Source organism: Streptomyces krungchingensis (genome assembly GCF_054729265.1).
Map to the genome: position 1 here is coordinate 2,464,245 of NZ_JBPUKY010000001.1, position 18,016 is coordinate 2,482,260.

Here is an 18,016-nt window from a genome sequence, read left to right on the forward strand (position 1 = left end):
CCGCCGATCGCGCGCGGCCGGCCGCTGCTCGTCCACCGTGCCGGGTCGGTCGCGGCGCCAGGCGCAGCACCACGGTCGGGGCGGGTGAACCGGCGTCACCGTCCCGCGGTGAACCGGCGTCAGCGCCCGGCGGCGTTCACCCGGTCCGGCGGATCAGGGCGAGGTACATCGCGTCCGTGCCGTGCAGATGCGGCCACAGCTGAACGTCGGGGCCGTCGCCCAGGGCGGGAACGCCCGGCAGGAACGGGCGGGCGTCGAGCAGTTCGGCGGAGCCGGCGTCGTAGTGCTTGAGCACGTCGTCGACGACCGCGCGGGTCTCGGCGAGGTGCGGCGAGCACGTCGCGTACCCGACGACACCGCCGACCCGCACCGAGTCGAGCGCCGTCCGCAGCAGCCCGCGCTGGAGCGGGGCGAAACCGTCGAGGTCGTCGGGGCGACGCCGCCAGCGGGCCTCGGGACGGCGGCGCAGCGCGCCCAGACCCGTGCAGGGCACGTCCATGAGCACACGGTCGAAGGTGCCGGGCCGCCACGGCGGCCGCGTGCCGTCGGCGGCGATGACCTGGTAGGGCCCGGGGTTTCCCGCGAGGGCCTTCGCCACCAGACCAGCGCGGTGCGGCTGCTTCTCGGAGGCCAGCAGCACCGCGCCGCGTTCGGCGGCGAGCCCGGCCAGCAGGGCGGCCTTGCCGCCGGGACCGGCGCAGCCGTCCAGCCAGGTCCGGTCGGGCCCGTCCAGCGGCGCGTTGGCGAGGGCGAGCGCGACCAGCTGGCTGCCCTCGTCCTGGACACCCGCGCGCCCCTCCCGCACGGCGTCGATGGCGCCCGGCTCGCCGCCCTCGGTGAGCCGCACCGCGTACGGCGACCAGCGGCCCGGGAGCGCGGACTCCTCGCCGAGCGCGTCGAGCAGTTCGTCCGCGCCGAGACGGCCGGGGCGGGCGACGAGCGTCACCTCGGGCCGTTCGTTGTCCGCTTCGAGCAGGTCCTCGATTCCGGCACGGCCGCCGCCCAGCGAGTCCCACAGCGCGGAGACGACCCAGCGCGGGTGCGAATGCACGACGGCGAGATGGTCCTCGGGATCCTCGTCGTAGGGCGGTGCGACCTGCTCCAGCCAGCCGTCGAGATCCTGCTGCGCGACCTTGCGCAGCACGGCGTTCACGAACTTGGCGCGCCCGTCGCCGAGCACGACCCGGGCGAGTTCGACGGCGGAGGAGACGGCGGCGTGCGTGGGGATCCGCGTCCCGAGCAGCTGGTGCACGCCCAGGCTGAGCACGTCGAGCACGGGCGGGTCGACCTCACGCAGCGGCCGGTCGACGCAGGCCGCGATGACGGCGTCGTACGTGCCCTGCCGGCGCAGCGTGCCGTAGACCAGCTCGGTGGCCAGCGCCGCGTCCCGCCCGTCGAAGTCGCCCTTCTCACGGGCCTTGCGCAGCAGCGGCGGCAGGACGAGGTTCGCGTACGCGTCACGCTCGTCCACGGCGCGCAGCGCTTCGAAGGCGAGCATGCGGACCGGGTCCTTCTGGGGACGGCGGTAGGGCTTGCCGGGCTTGCGCGGCCGACGGGACTGCTCACTCACGAAAAAGGTGCTCCGGATCCTGGATGGTTCGACCCGTCCAGCCTACGTCCGGACGGGCACGCCCGACCCCGCGGGCCGGGTGCGCCCGTGTGCGCGCACCCGGCCCGCGGGGACGTCGTCGTCAGACGCCGAGGCGCTCGCCGGAGGGGATGCGCACGCCGCGCGCCCAGTCCGCGGCGCGCATCGGCTTCTTGCCCTGGGCCTGGACCCAGAGGAGCTCCACGGCGTACGAACCGGTCCCCGCGTACACGTTGTTCTTGCCGACGGCCAGCTCGCCCGGGGCGAGATCGGTGTGGTCCGGGAGCGGGGCGACCTGGATGAGCTTGAGTCGCTCGCCGCGGAAGACGGTCCACGCGCCGGGCGCGGGCGTGCAGCCCCGCACCAGCCGGTCGACGCGGAGCGCCGGGGCTGACCAGTCGACGTGGGCGAGCTCGACGGTGATCTTCGGCGCCGTGGTGACGCCGTCGGCGGGCTGCGGCACGGCCTTGAGGGTGCCGTCCTCGATGCCGTCCATCGTCGCGGAGAGCAGCCCCGCCCCGGCGAAGGCGAGCCGCGTGAGCAGGTCCCCGCTGGTGTCGGTGTGCCGGATCTCCTCGGTGACGGTGCCGTAGACCGGGCCCGAGTCGAGGCCCTCCTCGATCAGGAAGGTGGAGGCGCCGGTGATCTCGTCCCCCGCCATGATCGCGTGCTGCACGGGGGCCGCGCCGCGCCAGGCAGGGAGCAGTGAGAAGTGCAGGTTGACCCACCCGTGCGTGGGGACGTCCAGCGCGACCCGGGGCAGCAGCGCGCCGTAGGCGACGACGGGGCAGCAGTCCGGCGCGATCTCCCGCAGCCGGGCCAGGAAGTCCTCGTCACGCGGCTTGACCGGCTTCAGCACCTCGATCCCGGCCTCCTCCGCGCGCTGGGCGACCGGACTCGCGACGAGCCGACGGCCCCGTCCGGCCGGGGCGTCGGGCCGCGTGACGACGGCGGCCACCTCGTGGCGCCCGGAGGCGATCAGGGCGTCCAGGGCGGGAACGGCGACCTCGGGGGTACCTGCGAAGACGAGCTTCATGGGTGGCGGCTGGCCTCTCGGGCGGGAGTTCGTATCGGCTCGCACGACAGCCGGCGAACCGGGTCGTGCGGGGCAACGCACCAGTCTATGCGGCACGGGGGCCCATGGCTCGGGAGTATCCGCGCGGGGCGCGCACGCCCCCGGGGTACGGGCCGGACGGCGCGCCGCTCCATCCGCCTCCTGGGGGCGTACGCGTCAAGACGCGCCCCGTGCATATGCCCTTACGCGCCCGCAGCGTGACCACTCACCCGGAAACGCGTTGGTCAAGAAAGAGTTGACCACAAGGGCCGCATTCGCGGCCCGATCCTTTTCAACGCCGGTTCGAGAGGCTTGTTCATGGCCGACCACGCAACCCACGACGCCCAGGCTCGGGCCAGCCTTCACTTGCTGGTGCGCGACATCGAGCGGGTCCGCCGGCAGGTGGACGCGCTGCGCACGCTCACCGCCCAGTTGGGCAACGTCTACCGCCCGCGCCGCTCCGGACCCTCCACGGGCTTCGTCGTCTACGGGCGCGCCCCCGCCCCGACCGTCCGCCTCGCGCAGGAGCTGCGGGACAGCGTCGAGACCCTGGTCACGGCCGCCGTGGACTTCGACCGCTCACTCGGTTTCTCGTGGGACGCGGTGGGTTCGGCCCTCGGGGTCACCAAGCAGGCCGTGCACCGCCGTTACGGCGCCCGCCGCGCCGCCGCCCAGGCCGCCGCGGAGGCGGAGCGCGCCACGGAGACGGCGGGCACCCGGGCGGTGGCCGTCAACACCGGCATCCCCACGGTGCCTACGGTCCCCGCCGCCCGCTCCATGCCGACCCAGCCGACGGGGAGCCCCACCCTCCGTGAAGAGGTCAGGCCCACGGCGTTCCCGGGCCCGCGCAACGGCTGATCCGCCCGTCCCTGCCTCCCGGTGTCCACAGGCGACCCGGGAGGCAGCCGCATGCCGGCGCCACGTCCTGCCGGGCGCCCACCTGAAGCGGGCCCGCGCCGGAGACGTACCGGGCGGGCGGGCCCGGCAGCCAGACGTCTGAAGTCGCCCTGCCCGGGTACGGATCCGGGCCGCAGGCCCGCCGGGTGCGCACCCTCAGTCGGCCCGGGCCGGACGCGCACCCGGCGTGCGGGCCCGTCGGGCGAGCACCGGTCGAGGGCCCCGGCGGAGCGCACGGACCGACGCCCGCCTCATGCCGGGCGGAACGCCCGTCGCGAGACCCACGCCCTGCCCAGCGGAACGCCCGGCGCGAGCACCGGCGCCACACCGAACCGCACGGCCGACACGAACACCCGCCCCACACCGAACCGCACGGCCGACACGAACACCCGCCCCACACCGAACCGCACGGCCGACACGAACACCCGCCCCACACCGAACCGCACGGCCGACACGAACACTCACCCCACACCGAACCGCACGGCCGACACGAACACTCACCCCACACCGAACCGCACGGCCGACACGAACACTCACCCCACACCGAACCGCACGGCCGACACGAACACTCACCCCACACCGAACCGCACGGCCGACACGAACACCCGCCCCGCACCGAGCCGCACGGCCCCGGCGACCGCCGACGCATCGCGCCGAGCGGCACTCACCCGATGTCGAGCGGATCGATGCGGATCCGTATCGGCTCGCTCCCGCCGCGCGCCAACCGCGCCGCCTGCGCGGTCTTCAACGCGGCCGCCAGCGCGGCTCCGCTCCCCGGCGGCACCCGCACGAGGGCCCGTTCCCAGTGTTCCCCGGGCGGTGGCCCACCGGCCCGCCGAGGCCGCCCCGCCTCCGTACCGGGCACCGGGACGGGCCCCAACACCTCCGCATCATGGGGCAGTTGGGCGGCCGTGAGGAACTCCGCGAGCGCCTGGGGCGCACCGGACACCGCGGCCATCCGCGACACCGGCGGGAAGCCCAGCTCGGCCCGTTCGGCGAGCTCCCGCACGGCGTGCCCGACGGGGTCCCAGCGGACCAGTGCCTGCACCGGACGCAGCGTCGGCTCGGCGACGACCACCACGGTCCCGCCGGCACCCTGCGGACGGACGAGCGCCGCCGCTGCCAGCCAGCGCCGCAACGCGTCCTCGCCGGCCCGCAGATCGGGCCGCCCGAGCATGGCCCAGCCGTCCAGGAGCAGCGCGGCCGCGTACCCGCCCTCGGCCACCGGTTCGGCGCCCGGAGTGCTCACGACCAGGGCGGGCGCCTCGGAGACCGTGTCCAGCACCTGCTCCCGCCCGGACGTACGGACCGGGACGGCCGGGAAGGCCCGCCCCAGCTCCTCGGCGGTGCGCCGCGCCCCCACGATCTGTGCCCGCAGCCGGAAGCCTCCGCATTCGGGACAGTGCCAGGCAGGCTCGCCGCGCCCGCACCAGTCGCACCGCAGCTCCCCCGCGTCCTGCGCCTGGAGCGGTCCCGCGCAGTGGCGGCAGCGCGCGGGGGCCCGGCACTGTGCGCAGGCCATCCGGGGCACGTAGCCGCGGCGCGGCACCTGCACCAGCACGGGGCCGTGCCGCAGGCCCTCCCTGACGGTCTGCCAGGCGAGCGTGGGCAGCCGGGCCGCGCGGGCCGCCTCGTCCCGGGCGAGGTCCCCGTCGCCGACGGTCCGTACGAGGGGTGCCGCCGCACGGACCTGGTCGCGGTCCGCGACCAGCGGCAGCGCCCACCCGCTCTCGACGAGCTGCGCGGCCTCCACCGTGCAGCTCCAGCCGCCCAGCAGGAACCCGCACCGGTCGCGCGAGGCCCGCAGCTCCAGCACCTCCCGGACATGCGGGAAGGGGGCATTGTCGTCGCTGTGTCCGGCGTCGCCGTCGTCCCAGACGACGACGAGCCCCAGGTCCCTCACGGGCGCGAACATGGCGGCCCGGGTGCCGACGACGGCCCGCACGGCCCCGCGCCGTACGGCGAGCCATTCGCGGTAGCGCCGCTCCTGCCCGGCGTCGGCCGTCAGCACGGCGTGCTGCCCCTCCCCCAGCAGCGCCGCCAGGGCGGCGTCCACGCGGGCGGCGGGCCGGCCCGCCGGTACGACGACCAGTGCCCCGCGCCCGGAGGCCAGCGTCGCCTGCACGGCCCGGGCGATCTCCTCGGCCCACTCGGGCCCGGGCAGCGCGGTCCACACGGCCCGTGGCGCTCCGCCGGAGGCGAGCGAGGCGAGGAAGTCCGGCCCGCGGCCGTACCTCTGCCAGGTGCCCGGTGCGGGCGCCGGGGGCGGAGGCGGTGCGGGGGCGGACTCCCGGGCCTCGGCCCGCGCGTGCCGGGGCGGGACGGCGAGTTGCAGCACATCGGCGAGGGAGCCGGCGTAGCGGTCGGCGACGGCCCGGGCGAGCCCCAGCAGTTCGGGGTCCAGGACGGGTTCGGGCGACACGACCTGCGCGAGCGCGGCCAGCGGCCCGCTGTAGTCGGATTCGGCGATCCGCTCGACGACGAACCCGTCGATGAGTCCGCCGCCCTCACGGCGCCCGTCGCGCACATTGCGGCCGCCGGCGCCGAACCTGACCCGGACCCGCACGCCCGGCTGCGCGGCCTCGTCGAGCTCCTCGGGCACCGCGTAGTCGAAGTACCGGTCGAGATGCAGCACGCCCTTGTCGACCAGCACCCGCGCCACCGGCAGCTCCTTGGCCAGCGCGGCCCCCCGCCAGGTACGCGGCTTGGCCTTCGGTGCCTTGGCCTTGCGCACGGCCTCCCGGATCAGCGCGAGCTGCTCGGGCGGCGCACTCTCCGCGCCGCCTTCCCCCTGACCGTTCTCGCTGCTCACAGCAGCATTCCTACCAGACCCCACTGACACGGGACGGGCGTCCCGGGCCCCCACCGGCACGGGCCGGGCATCCCACACCTCAGCGGCACGGGCCGGGCGTCCGAGTCCCGCGGCCCGGGCCGGCCGGACGCCGTTCTCCGTCACGAACGCCGAGGCCCGGCTCCCCCGAAGGGCAGCCGGGCCTCGTGACGGTACCGGTCGGGCCTTACAGACCCGCGGCCCGGCGCAGCGCGTCCACGCGGTCCGTGCGCTCCCAGGTGAAGTCGGGGAGCTCGCGGCCGAAGTGGCCGTACGCGGCCGTCTGCGAGTAGATCGGGCGCAGCAGGTCGAGGTCGCGGATGATGGCCGCCGGGCGGAGGTCGAAGACCTCGCTGATGGCGGTCTCGATCTTCTCGGCCTCGACCTTGGCGGTGCCGAAGGTCTCGACGAAGAGGCCGACGGGCTCGGCCTTGCCGATGGCGTAGGCGACCTGGACCTCGCAGCGGGAGGCGAGGCCCGCGGCGACGACGTTCTTCGCGACCCAGCGCATGGCGTAGGCGGCGGAGCGGTCGACCTTGGACGGGTCCTTGCCGGAGAAGGCGCCGCCGCCGTGGCGGGCCATGCCGCCGTAGGTGTCGATGATGATCTTGCGGCCGGTGAGGCCGGCGTCACCCATCGGGCCGCCGATCTCGAAGCGGCCGGTCGGGTTGACCAGCAGGCGGTAGCCCTCGGTCTCCAGCTTGATGCCGTCGTCCAGCAGCGCCTTCAGCTCCGGCTCGACCACGAACTCGCGGATGTCCGGGGCCAGGAGCGAGTCCAGGTCGATGTCGCTCGCGTGCTGCGAGGAGACGACGACCGTGTCCAGACGGACCGCCTTGTCGCCGTCGTACTCGATGGTGACCTGGGTCTTGCCGTCGGGGCGGAGGTAGGGGATGGTGCCGTTCTTGCGGACCTCGGACAGGCGCCGCGAGAGCCGGTGCGCCAGGTGGATCGGCAGCGGCATCAGGTTCGGCGTCTCGTCGGTCGCGTAACCGAACATCAGGCCCTGGTCGCCGGCGCCCTGCTTGTCCAGCTCGTCCTCGTCGCCCTCGACCCGGGACTCGTACGCCGTGTCGACACCCTGCGCGATGTCCGGGGACTGCGAGCCGATCGACACCGAGACGCCGCAGGAGGCTCCGTCGAAGCCCTTCTTGGACGAGTCGTAGCCGATCTCGAGGATCTTGTCGCGCACCAGCTGCGCGATCGGCGCGTACGCCTTGGTCGTGACCTCGCCGGCCACGTGCACCAGGCCGGTCGTGATCAACGTCTCCACGGCGACGCGGGACGTGGGGTCCTCGCGCAGGAGCGCATCGAGAATGGTGTCGCTGATCTGGTCAGCGATCTTGTCGGGGTGACCTTCGGTCACGGACTCCGAGGTGAACAGGCGACGGGACACAACGCTCCCTGTGGTTGCAGCGGCTGCTGGCTGATCATTGGTGGACGGGACGGGGGCTGCGCCCGGCGTCGTCCGAGAACAGTTTATCTGTCGTGCCCACCGGCAGGTCCCCCTGTCTCGCTTGTCGGAAGCGCTGTGACCTGCGGCACGGGCATTCTGCGCCATGGCGATCCGCCTCCGCCAGGGCCGTCGCACCTGTTTTTGCGCGCCGGGAGGCATCTGCCGGGACGGGTGAGAAAGCTACTCCAATCGGCGCGTCACGAGGTCCCACACGGTATCGGCCAGGGCTTCCTTGGGCCCGTGGGCCACCGGGGTCTCACTGCCGTCGGCTCCGAGCACGACGGCCTCGTTCTCCTCGGAGCCGAAGGTCTTGCGCTCGCCCACCTCGTTCACCACGAGGAAGTCGCAGCCCTTGCGCTCCAGCTTCTTCCGGCCGTTCGCGAGGACGTCGTCCGTCTCGGCGGCGAAGCCGACCACGACCTGGCCGGGGCGTGCCCGCGTGGCGGAGATCTCCGCCAGGATGTCGGGGTTGCGGACCAGGGCGACGGGCTCGGGCTCCTGGCCGTCCTTCTTCTTGATCTTCCCCGCCGCGTACGCCGCCGGGCGGAAGTCGGCGACCGCCGCCGCCATCACGACGACGTCGGCGTCCGGGGCCGCCTTCAGCACGGCCTCGCGCAGCTGTACGGCGGTGCCGACCTGGACGACGTCCACGCCCGCGGGGTCCGGCATGCCGGTGTTCGCGGCGATCAGTGTGACCCGGGCTCCGCGCGCGGCGGCGGTGCGGGCGAGGGCGTACCCCTGCTTGCCGGAGGAACGGTTGCCGAGGAAGCGGACCGGGTCGAGGGGTTCGCGGGTGCCGCCCGCGCTGACGACGACGTGCCGGCCGGCGAGGTCGGGCTCGGTCACGCCCCGGGCCAGCACCCGGCGGCAGACCTCGAAGATCTCCGCGGGCTCGGGCAGCCGCCCCTTGCCGGTGTCGACGCCGGTCAGCCGCCCGACCGCGGGTTCGACGACGACGGCGCCGCGGCGGCGGAGCGTCGCCACGTTCTCCTGGGTGGCGGGGTGTTCCCACATCTCCGTGTGCATGGCGGGCGCGAAGACGACCGGGCAACGGGCGGTGAGCAGGGTGTTGGTCAGGAGGTCGTCGGCCAGGCCGTGGGCCGCCTTGGCGAGCGTGTCGGCCGTCGCGGGGGCCACCACGACGAGGTCGGCCTGCTGTCCGATGCGGACGTGCGGGACCTCGTGGACGTCCGACCAGACCTCGGTGGACACGAGGTGGCCGGAGAGGGCGGACCAGGTGGCGGCGCCGACGAAGTGCAGCGCGGACGCGGTGGGCACGACGCGTACGTCGTGACCGGACTCCGTCAGCCGTCGCAGCAGCTCACACGCCTTGTAGGCGGCGATGCCGCCGCTGACCCCCAGAACGACCTTCGGCTTGTCCACCGGGCCTCCCCACACTCGACTACGTACAACCCCATGACACACCACAGGCCCGACAGTCGCGCTGCCGGGCCTGTGGAAAAGACTTCTGCGATCTGCAGGTCTTGCTTACGGTGTGAGATTGCCGACTACGCCGGGCCCTCGATGGCCTCGGAGGTCAGCAGACCCGCGTTGATCTCGCGCAGGGAGATCGAGAGCGGCTTCTCGTGGACGTGGGTGTCGACGAGCGGACCGACGTACTCGAGGAGGCCCTCGCCGAGCTGCGAGTAGTACGCGTTGATCTGGCGGGCACGCTTGGCCGCGTAGATCACGAGGCTGTACTTCGAGTCGGTGGCCTCAAGGAGCTCGTCGATCGGAGGGTTGATGATGCCCTCGGGCGCGGTGATGGAAGAGGACACGCTCTGCCTTCCGAAAGGTGGGATTGATCAGTGAAGATCACACAACGTCCATCAAGGCTAGCAGCTCGCGCGCCACGTCCTCGACGGAGGTGTTGACCAGGGTGACATCGAACTCCGGCTCGGCCGCCAGCTCGATCTTGGCCGCCTCCAGGCGGCGCTCGATCACCTCGGGCGGTTCCGTGCCCCGCCCGGTGAGCCTGCGCACCAGCTCCTCCCAGGAGGGCGGAGCCAGGAACACGAGCAGAGCCTCCGGCATGGACTCGCGAACCTGACGTGCGCCCTGGAGGTCGATCTCCAGGAGGACCGGCACGCCGGCCTCCAGGTGCTCCAGGACGGCCGTGCGCGGCGTCCCGTAGCGATTGCCGGCGAATTCGGCCCACTCCAGCAACTCACCGTTGGCGATGAGCTTGTCCATCTCCTCGTCGGAGACGAAGAAGTAGTGGACTCCGTGCTTCTCACCGGGGCGCGGCTTGCGTGTCGTCGCCGACACGGAGAGCCAGACCTCGGGGTGTTCCTTGCGCATATGGGCGACGACCGTGCTCTTGCCGACCCCGGAGGGGCCGGAGAGCACGGTCAGCCGCGGACGTTCACTCATGCAGCGATTATTCCAGCAATCCCGGAGTGCCCAGGACTCAGGCGCCGGAGCCGCCGAACTCGCGCTCCAGGGAGGCGATCTGGTTCGAGCCGAGGCCACGCACGCGGCGGCTCTCGGAGATCCCGAGTCGCTCCATGATCTGCTTGGCGCGGACCTTGCCCACGCCCGGCAGGGACTCAAGGAGGGCGGAGACCTTCATCTTGCCGATGACGTCGTTCTCCTGGCCCTGCTTGATGACCTCGTGAAGGGAGGCGCCGGAGTGCTTGAGTCGATTCTTGACCTCGGCCCGCTCCCGGCGAGCCGCGGCGGCCTTTTCGAGCGCGGCTGCGCGCTGTTCAGGGGTAAGGGGCGGAAGAGCCACGCCTACGTCACCTCGGATGTCGAACTGTCGGATACGGACCGGTGAGGAACCTAGTCGCCCCTCACCTGGGGAGCTACGAGCAACACGCTTGCCCGTTCTCCCCCACTGCCTTGAAGTGTGGGAGGTGCCCCCACTCGACGGAGACTAGCGGGCAAGTGCGCCAGAGTCAGCGAGAACAGCGGAAAAGTCCTGGTCAGCCTCCCTGGAGCCAGACATTTCCGACATACTGCCCCGGATTTGAGAATGTATTCAGACTCAAGGCGCTCCGCGGACACTCATCGGAGGACTTCCGATCGAGGCTCGGAGTGCTCGCCGGACCGATTCGGCGGTCCGGCGAGCGGCGGCCGAAGGCTCTCAGGCGGCCTCGACGGCGGCCCTGATCTCCTCCGCGAAACGCTCCGCGGCCTCCCGCAGGGCGACGACGTCGGGACCGTGACGCAGAACACCCCGGCTCACGTTCGGGACGACGTTGCGCACGGCCGCTCCGAAGACGCCCGCCAGATCGCCGGCCGTCGCTCCCTGGGCCCCGATCCCGGGCGCGAGGAGGGGGCCGTTGATGTCGAGGTCGTAGGAGGACAGATCACCGAGCGTGGCACCGACCACGGCGCCGAAGGAGCCGAGCGGCGACTCCCCCGCGTTCTCGGCGGCCAGGTGCCCGAGCACGGTCGCCCCGACGTTCCGGCCGTCGGCACGGACGGCGTGCTGGACCTCGCCTCCCTCCGGGTTGGACGTCAGCGCGAGCACGAAGAGGCCGGCGCCGTTCTCACGGGCCAGTTCCACCGCGGGCTTCAGCGAGCCGTAGCCGAGATACGGCGAGACGGTCAGCGCGTCCGAGAAGAGCGGCGCGTCCTTGCGCAGGAAGGTCTCCGCGTACGCGGCCATGGTCGAGCCGATGTCGCCGCGCTTGGCGTCCATGACGACCAGGGCGCCGGCCGCCCGGGCCTCCTCGACCGACTTCTCCAGCACCGCGATCCCGCGTGAGCCGAAGCGCTCGAAGAACGCGCTCTGCGGCTTGAGGACCGCCACCCGGTCGGCCAGCGCCTCCACGACGGTGCGGCTGAAGCGCTCCAGGCCCGCGATGTCGTCGCCGAGGCCCCAGTCGGTGAGCAGGGACGCGTGCGGGTCGATGCCCACGCACAGCGGCCCGCGCTCGTCCATCGCGCGGCGCAGGCGTGCGCCGAAGGGTTCCAGGCTCATGCGGACTTCCTCACGTCGGCGCCGACCGCGTCGGCGAGGGTGGCGTACGGGCTCGTACGGAGGCGCGCGGCGAGCCCCTTGTGGATGGCGCGGCCCCAGAAGGGGCCCTCGTAGATGAAGGCGCTGTAGCCCTGGACCAGCGTGGCGCCGGCCAGGATGCGCTGCCAGGCGTCCTCGGCGTTCTCGATGCCGCCGACGCCCACCAGGGTGATCCGGTCGCCCACGCGCGCGTAGAGGCGGCGCAGGACCTCCAGGGAGCGCGCCTTCAGGGGCGCGCCGGAGAGGCCGCCGGTCTCCTTGACCAGAGAGGCGTCGGACTTCAGACCGAGGCCCTCGCGCGCGATGGTGGTGTTGGTCGCGATGATGCCGTCCAGACCGAGTTCCACGGCGAGGTCGGCGACCGCGTCGACGTCCTCGTCGGCGAGGTCGGGAGCGATCTTGACGAGGAGCGGCACGCGGCGACCGGTGACCGAGCGGTCGGCGGCCTCCCGCACGGCGCTCAGCAGCGGGCGCAGTGCCTCGGTCGCCTGGAGATTGCGCAGACCGGGTGTGTTCGGGGAGCTGACGTTGACGACGAGGTAGTCGGCGTGCCGGGCGAGTCGCTCGGTCGACTTCACGTAGTCGCCGACGGCCTCCTCCTCGGGGACGACCTTGGTCTTGCCGATGTTGACGCCGACGACCGTCCTGAAGACGGGCGTGCGGGCGGCCAGGCGCTCGGAGACGGCCGCGGAGCCCTCGTTGTTGAACCCCATGCGGTTGATCAGTGCCCGGTCCTCGACGAGGCGGAACAGTCGCTTCTTCGGGTTGCCGGGCTGCGGCTCGCCCGTCACGGTGCCGATCTCGATGTGGTCGAAGCCCAGCATCGACATGCCGTCGATGGCGACGGCGTTCTTGTCGAAGCCGGCCGCCAGCCCGAAGGGGCCGTGCATGCGCAGGCCGAACGCCTCCGTGCGCAGTTCCTCGTGGCGGGGCGCCAGCGCGGCCGCGACGAACGTGCGCAGTACGGGGACGCGGGCGGCCAGACGGATCCAGCGGAAGGCGAGGTGGTGGGCCTGCTCGGGGTCCATCCGTTTGAAAACCAGACGGAAGAAAAGCTTGTACATCTCTGTGTCCTCGTCAGACGTGTCCTCGTGAGACCCGTGGACCGGGACCTCATGAGGACCCTCATGAAGAGGGGGACACCGTTTCCGGTGTCCCCCTCGGGGCTGCTAGTCGCGGGCCGCGGTCAGATGCTCGGCGTGTTCCTGGAGCGAGCGCACGCCGACGTCGCCGTGGTTGAGCGCGTCGATCCCCTGGACGGCGGCGGCGAGCGCCTGGACCGTGGTGAGGCAGGGGACGGAGCGCGCCACCGCGGCCGTACGGATGTCGTAGCCGTCGAGGCGGCCGCCGGTGCCGTACGGCGTGTTGACGATGAGGTCGACCTGGCCGTCGTGGATCAGCTGGACGATGGTCTTCTCGCCGTTCGGACCCTCGCCCTCGCTCTGCTTGCGCACGACCGTGGCGTTGATGCCGTTGCGCTTGAGGACCTCGGCGGTGCCGGACGTCGCGAGCAGCTCGAAGCCGTGGGCGACGAGTTCACGCGCCGGGAAGATCATCGAGCGCTTGTCGCGGTTGGCGACCGAGATGAAGGCGCGGCCCTTGGTCGGCAGCGGACCGTACGCGCCCGCCTGCGACTTGGCGTAGGCCGTGCCGAACACCGAGTCGATGCCCATGACCTCACCGGTGGAGCGCATCTCCGGCCCGAGCACCGTGTCGACGCCACGGCCGTGGATGTCGCGGAAGCGCGACCACGGCATGACGGCCTCCTTGACGGAGATCGGCGCGTCGAGCGGCAGCGTGCCGCCGTCGCCGTTGGCCGGCAGCAGGCCCTCGGCCCGCAGCTCGGCGACGGTCGCGCCCAGCGAGATGCGGGCGGCGGCCTTCGCCAGCGGCACCGCGGTCGCCTTCGAGGTGAAGGGGACGGTGCGCGAGGCGCGCGGGTTGGCCTCGAGGACGTAGAGGATGTCGCCGGCCATCGCGAACTGGATGTTGATCAGACCGCGGACGCCGACGCCCTTCGCGATGGCCTCCGTGGAGGCCCGCAGGCGCTTGATGTCGAACCCGCCGAGCGTGATCGGAGGCAGCGCGCACGCCGAGTCGCCGGAGTGGATGCCGGCCTCCTCGATGTGCTCCATGACGCCGCCGAGGTAGAGCTCCTCGCCGTCGTAGAGCGCGTCGACGTCGATCTCGATGGCGTCGTCGAGGAAGCGGTCGACCAGGACCGGCCGCGAGGGGCTGATCTCGGTGGACTCGGCGATGTAGGACGACAGCCGGGTCTCGTCGTAGACGATCTCCATGCCGCGCCCGCCGAGGACGTACGAGGGGCGCACCAGGACCGGGTAGCCGATCTCGTCGGCGATGGCCTTGGCCTCGGCGAAGGTGGTGGCCGTGCCGTGCTTGGGAGCCGGCAGGCCCGCCTCGGCGAGGACGCGGCCGAAGGCGCCGCGGTCCTCGGCGGCGTGGATCGCCTCGGGGGACGTGCCGACGACCGGCACGCCGTTGTCCTTGAGCGCCTGCGACAGGCCCAGCGGGGTCTGGCCGCCGAGCTGCACGACCACACCGGCGATCGGGCCGGCCAGCGACTCCGCGTGGACGATCTCCAGGACGTCCTCGAGGGTCAGCGGCTCGAAGTACAGCCGGTCGGAGGTGTCGTAGTCGGTCGACACGGTCTCCGGGTTGCAGTTGACCATCACGGTCTCGTAGCCCGCGTCGCTGAGCGCGAACGAGGCGTGGACGCAGGAGTAGTCGAACTCGATGCCCTGGCCGATGCGGTTCGGGCCGGAGCCCAGGATGATCACGGCGGGCTTCTCGCGCGGCGCGACCTCGGTCTCCTCGTCGTACGAGGAGTAGAAGTACGGCGTCTTCGCGGCGAACTCGGCGGCGCAGGTGTCCACCGTCTTGTACACCGGGCGCACGCCGAGCGCGTGCCGCACCTCACGGACGACGTCCTCGCGCAGCCCGCGGATCTCGGCGATCTGGGCGTCGGAGAAGCCGTGCCGCTTGGCCTCGGCGAGCAGCTCCGGGTCCAGCTTCTCGGCTGCGGCCAGCTCGTCCGCGAGCTCCTTGATCAGGAAGAGCTGGTCGACGAACCACGGGTCGATCTTCGTCGCCTCGAAGACCTCCTCGGGCGTGGCGCCCGCGCGGACGGCCTGCATGACGGAGTTGATGCGCCCGTCGGTGGGCCGGACGGCCTCGCGCAGCAGCTCGGCCTTGTCGCCGGGCTCGCCGACGAAGGTGAACTGGCTGCCCTTCTTCTCCAGGGAGCGCAGTGCCTTCTGGAGCGCCTCGGTGAAGTTGCGGCCGATCGCCATGGCCTCGCCGACCGACTTCATGGTCGTGGTCAGCGTGGAGTCGGCGGAGGGGAACTTCTCGAAGGCGAAACGCGGGGCCTTCACGACGACGTAGTCGAGGGTCGGCTCGAAGGACGCCGGGGTCTTCTCGGTGATGTCGTTCGGGATCTCGTCGAGCGTGTAGCCGACGGCGAGCTTGGCCGCGATCTTGGCGATCGGGAAGCCGGTCGCCTTGGAGGCGAGCGCCGAGGAGCGCGACACGCGCGGGTTCATCTCGATGACGATGATGCGGCCGTCGTCGGGGTTGACCGCGAACTGGATGTTGCAGCCGCCGGTGTCGACGCCGACCTCACGGATGATCGCGATGCCGATGTCGCGCAGCCGCTGGTACTCGCGGTCGGTCAGCGTCATGGCCGGGGCGACGGTGATGGAGTCGCCGGTGTGGACGCCCATCGGGTCGAAGTTCTCGATGGAGCAGACGACCACGACGTTGTCGTTCTTGTCGCGCATCAGCTCCAGCTCGTACTCCTTCCAGCCGAGGATGGACTCCTCCAGGAGCACCTCGGTGGTCGGGGAGAGCGTGAGGCCCTGGCCGGCGATGCGGCGCAGTTCCTCCTCGTCGTGGGCGAAGCCGGAGCCGGCGCCGCCCATGGTGAAGGAGGGGCGGACGACGACGGGGTAACCGCCGAGCGTCTCGACGCCCTTGATGACGTCGTCCATGGAGTGGCAGATGACGGACCGGGCGGACTCGCCGTGGCCGATCTTCTCGCGCACGGCCTCGACGACGCCCTTGAAGAGGTCGCGGTCCTCGCCCTTGTTGATCGCCTCGACGTTGGCGCCGATGAGCTCGACGCCGTACTTCGCGAGCACACCCTGCTCGTGCATGGAGATCGCGGTGTTGAGCGCCGTCTGGCCGCCGAGGGTGGGCAGCAGCGCGTCGGGGCGCTCCTTGGCGATGATCTTCTCGACGAACTCCGGGGTGATCGGCTCGACGTAGGTGGCGTCGGCGATCTCCGGGTCGGTCATGATCGTCGCCGGGTTGGAGTTCACGAGGATGACCCGCAGGCCCTCGGACTTCAGGACCCGGCACGCCTGGGTGCCGGAGTAGTCGAACTCGGCGGCCTGGCCGATGACGATCGGGCCGGAGCCGATGACCAGGACGGACTGGATATCGGTGCGCTTAGGCACGCTGGCCCTCCATCAGGGATACGAAGCGGTCGAACAGGTAGGCGGCGTCGTGCGGGCCGGCTGCCGCTTCGGGGTGGTACTGGACGCTGAAGGCCGGCTGGTCGAGCAGCTGGAGGCCCTCCACCACGTTGTCGTTGAGGCAGACGTGGGAGACCTCGGCGCGGCCGTAGGGGGTGTCGGACACCTTGTCGAGCGGGGCGTCGACGGCGAAGCCGTGGTTGTGCGCGGTGACCTCGACCTTGCCGGTCGTACGGTCCTGCACCGGCTGGTTGATGCCGCGGTGGCCGTACTTCAGCTTGTAGGTGCCGAAGCCGAGCGCACGGCCGAGGATCTGGTTGCCGAAGCAGATGCCGAAGAGCGGGGTCCTGCGCTCCAGCACCGCCTGCATGACCGCGACGGGGCCGTCGGCGGTGGCCGGGTCGCCGGGGCCGTTGGAGAAGAACACGCCGTCGGGGTTCACGGCGAAGACGTCCTCGGCCGTGGCCGTCGCGGGCAGGACGTGCACCTCGATGCCGCGCTCGGCCATCCGCTGCGGGGTCATGCCCTTGATGCCCAGGTCGACCGCGGCGACCGTGAACTTCTTCTCGCCGATCGCGGGGACGACGTACGTCTCCTTGGTGGCGACCTCGGCGGAGAGGTTCGCGCCCTTCATCTCGGGCGCCTGGCGCACCTCGGCGAGCATGGTGCCCTCGTCGGGCAGGGCGTTGCCGGAGAAGATGCCGACGCGCATGGCGCCGCGCTCGCGCAGGTGGCGGGTGAGGGCGCGGGTGTCGATCCCGCTGATGCCGACGACGCCCTGGTGGCGCAGCTCCTCGTCCAGCGAGCGCTTGGCCCGCCAGTTGGAGGGCACGCGGGCGGGGTCGCGTACGACGTAGCCGGAGACCCAGATGCGCTGCGACTCGGGGTCCTCGTCGTTGACGCCGGTGTTGCCGACGTGCGGGGCGGTCATCACCACGACCTGGCGGTGGTACGACGGGTCGGTGAGGGTCTCCTGGTAGCCGGTCATGCCGGTGGAGAACACCGCTTCGCCGAAGGTCTCCCCCACGGCCCCGTAGGCACGGCCGCGGAAGATCCGGCCGTCCTCCAGGACGAGTACCGCGGGAACCTTCGAGGCTCCCCTTGTGGAGGTCGTCATCGTGCGCCTTCCGTTTCCGTCTTGTTGATCATGGAGTTGATTGCGTCGGCCCAGTCGCCGTGCTCGGCCGAGCGGTCCGAGCGGAAGCCGGAGTCGATCAGCCTCTCGCCGTGCGCCCAGGTGACGACCAGCAGCCCGCCCTCGGTGAGGACCTTGCCCGCGATGCCCTTGTCGAGCCGGGCCTCGCGCAGCGCGGCGGCCGGGACGAAGAAGTCGGTGGCGCCGGGGCGCACGACGTCCAGTCCCTCGTCCGTCAGGGTGAGCTCGACCCGGCTGCGGGTGCCCAGGCCGTGCGCCACGATCCGGTCGAGCCACTGCCCGGCGGTGGTGGAGCCGTGGTAGCGGCCGCTCATGCCCAGTCTCGCCGGGCCGGGGTGTTCCGGCACTCCAGGCGTCTGCGGCTCACCGGCTGCGTCGGGGGTGCCGGCCGACGGGCGGGTGGGCAGCTCGGGCAGGTCTCCCTGGAGGGTGCCGCGCCACTTCCAGCCCTCGCGCATCAGCCAGTAGACGAGTGCGACGAACAGGGCGAGGCCCACGAGCCAGCCGATCCGGGCGGCCCAGTCGGTCACTTCCGCCGACTTCTGTTCGGCGGCCATCGAGATGAGAGG

The 18,016-nt window shown here is 72.2% G+C and carries 15 protein-coding genes; 1 reads left to right on the plus strand and 14 read right to left on the minus strand.

The window, feature by feature from the left end; all coding sequences use genetic code 11:
• Window positions 1–136: 136 nt before the first annotated feature.
• Window positions 137–1,570, minus strand: coding sequence for an RsmB/NOP family class I SAM-dependent RNA methyltransferase (locus tag ACSYGO_RS11010; RefSeq protein ID WP_028803676.1), 1,434 nt, complete (start codon window positions 1,568–1,570; stop codon window positions 137–139).
• A gap of 121 nt (window positions 1,571–1,691) precedes the next feature.
• A complete protein-coding gene (gene fmt, locus ACSYGO_RS11015; protein ID WP_460386591.1) occupies window positions 1,692–2,624 on the minus strand; it encodes a methionyl-tRNA formyltransferase in 933 nt (310 codons plus the stop codon).
• Window positions 2,625–2,960: 336 nt separating this feature from the next.
• Here fmt and ACSYGO_RS11020 point away from each other — a divergent pair, with 336 nt between their 5' ends.
• Window positions 2,961–3,500, plus strand: a complete 540-nt coding sequence (locus ACSYGO_RS11020) for a hypothetical protein (RefSeq protein WP_345657813.1) — start codon at window positions 2,961–2,963, stop codon at window positions 3,498–3,500.
• A gap of 290 nt (window positions 3,501–3,790) precedes the next feature.
• Here the strand turns inward: ACSYGO_RS11020 and ACSYGO_RS11025 are convergent, their stop codons facing one another.
• The 12 genes from ACSYGO_RS11025 to ACSYGO_RS11080 all read right to left on the minus strand — a co-directional run bounded on the left by ACSYGO_RS11025 (window position 3,791) and on the right by ACSYGO_RS11080 (window position 18,004).
• A complete protein-coding gene (locus tag ACSYGO_RS11025) occupies window positions 3,791–3,994 on the minus strand; it encodes a hypothetical protein (RefSeq protein WP_460386592.1) in 204 nt (67 codons plus the stop codon).
• Window positions 3,995–4,203: 209 nt separating this feature from the next.
• Complete coding sequence (locus ACSYGO_RS11030) at window positions 4,204–6,351, minus strand: primosomal protein N' (protein WP_460386593.1); 2,148 nt, start codon at window positions 6,349–6,351, stop codon at window positions 4,204–4,206.
• A gap of 205 nt (window positions 6,352–6,556) precedes the next feature.
• Window positions 6,557–7,765, minus strand: coding sequence for a methionine adenosyltransferase (gene metK, locus ACSYGO_RS11035; RefSeq protein WP_095933021.1), 1,209 nt, complete (start codon window positions 7,763–7,765; stop codon window positions 6,557–6,559).
• 240 nt (window positions 7,766–8,005) lie between these two features.
• On the minus strand, window positions 8,006–9,208 hold the full coding sequence (coaBC, locus tag ACSYGO_RS11040; protein ID WP_460386594.1) for a bifunctional phosphopantothenoylcysteine decarboxylase/phosphopantothenate--cysteine ligase CoaBC: 1,203 nt from the start codon (window positions 9,206–9,208) through the stop codon (window positions 8,006–8,008).
• A gap of 125 nt (window positions 9,209–9,333) precedes the next feature.
• Complete coding sequence (rpoZ, locus tag ACSYGO_RS11045; RefSeq protein ID WP_028803682.1) at window positions 9,334–9,603, minus strand: DNA-directed RNA polymerase subunit omega; 270 nt, start codon at window positions 9,601–9,603, stop codon at window positions 9,334–9,336.
• A gap of 37 nt (window positions 9,604–9,640) precedes the next feature.
• Complete coding sequence (gene gmk / locus ACSYGO_RS11050; RefSeq protein WP_426681691.1) at window positions 9,641–10,198, minus strand: guanylate kinase; 558 nt, start codon at window positions 10,196–10,198, stop codon at window positions 9,641–9,643.
• 37 nt (window positions 10,199–10,235) lie between these two features.
• Complete coding sequence (locus ACSYGO_RS11055) at window positions 10,236–10,559, minus strand: integration host factor (RefSeq protein WP_016638838.1); 324 nt, start codon at window positions 10,557–10,559, stop codon at window positions 10,236–10,238.
• A 354-nt stretch (window positions 10,560–10,913) separates the two neighbouring features.
• Window positions 10,914–11,756, minus strand: a complete 843-nt coding sequence (gene pyrF, locus ACSYGO_RS11060; protein ID WP_460386595.1) for an orotidine-5'-phosphate decarboxylase — start codon at window positions 11,754–11,756, stop codon at window positions 10,914–10,916.
• Window positions 11,753–12,859 carry a quinone-dependent dihydroorotate dehydrogenase gene (locus ACSYGO_RS11065; protein WP_095933024.1) on the minus strand — a complete coding sequence of 369 codons (1,107 nt, stop codon included), beginning with the start codon at window positions 12,857–12,859 and terminating at the stop codon, window positions 11,753–11,755. Before ACSYGO_RS11065 ends, pyrF begins: the two co-directional genes overlap by 4 nt.
• Window positions 12,860–12,964: 105 nt before the next feature.
• Window positions 12,965–16,273, minus strand: a complete 3,309-nt coding sequence (carB, locus tag ACSYGO_RS11070) for a carbamoyl-phosphate synthase large subunit (RefSeq protein ID WP_426681690.1) — start codon at window positions 16,271–16,273, stop codon at window positions 12,965–12,967.
• Window positions 16,266–17,408: a glutamine-hydrolyzing carbamoyl-phosphate synthase small subunit gene (gene carA / locus ACSYGO_RS11075; protein ID WP_095933026.1), complete on the minus strand. Its 1,143-nt coding sequence runs from the start codon at window positions 17,406–17,408 to the stop codon at window positions 16,266–16,268. The genes carB and carA overlap by 8 nt, the downstream gene beginning before the upstream one ends.
• A complete protein-coding gene (locus ACSYGO_RS11080; RefSeq protein ID WP_460389702.1) occupies window positions 17,405–18,004 on the minus strand; it encodes a PH-like domain-containing protein in 600 nt (199 codons plus the stop codon). Before ACSYGO_RS11080 ends, carA begins: the two co-directional genes overlap by 4 nt.
• Between the last annotated feature and the right edge of the window lie 12 nt (window positions 18,005–18,016).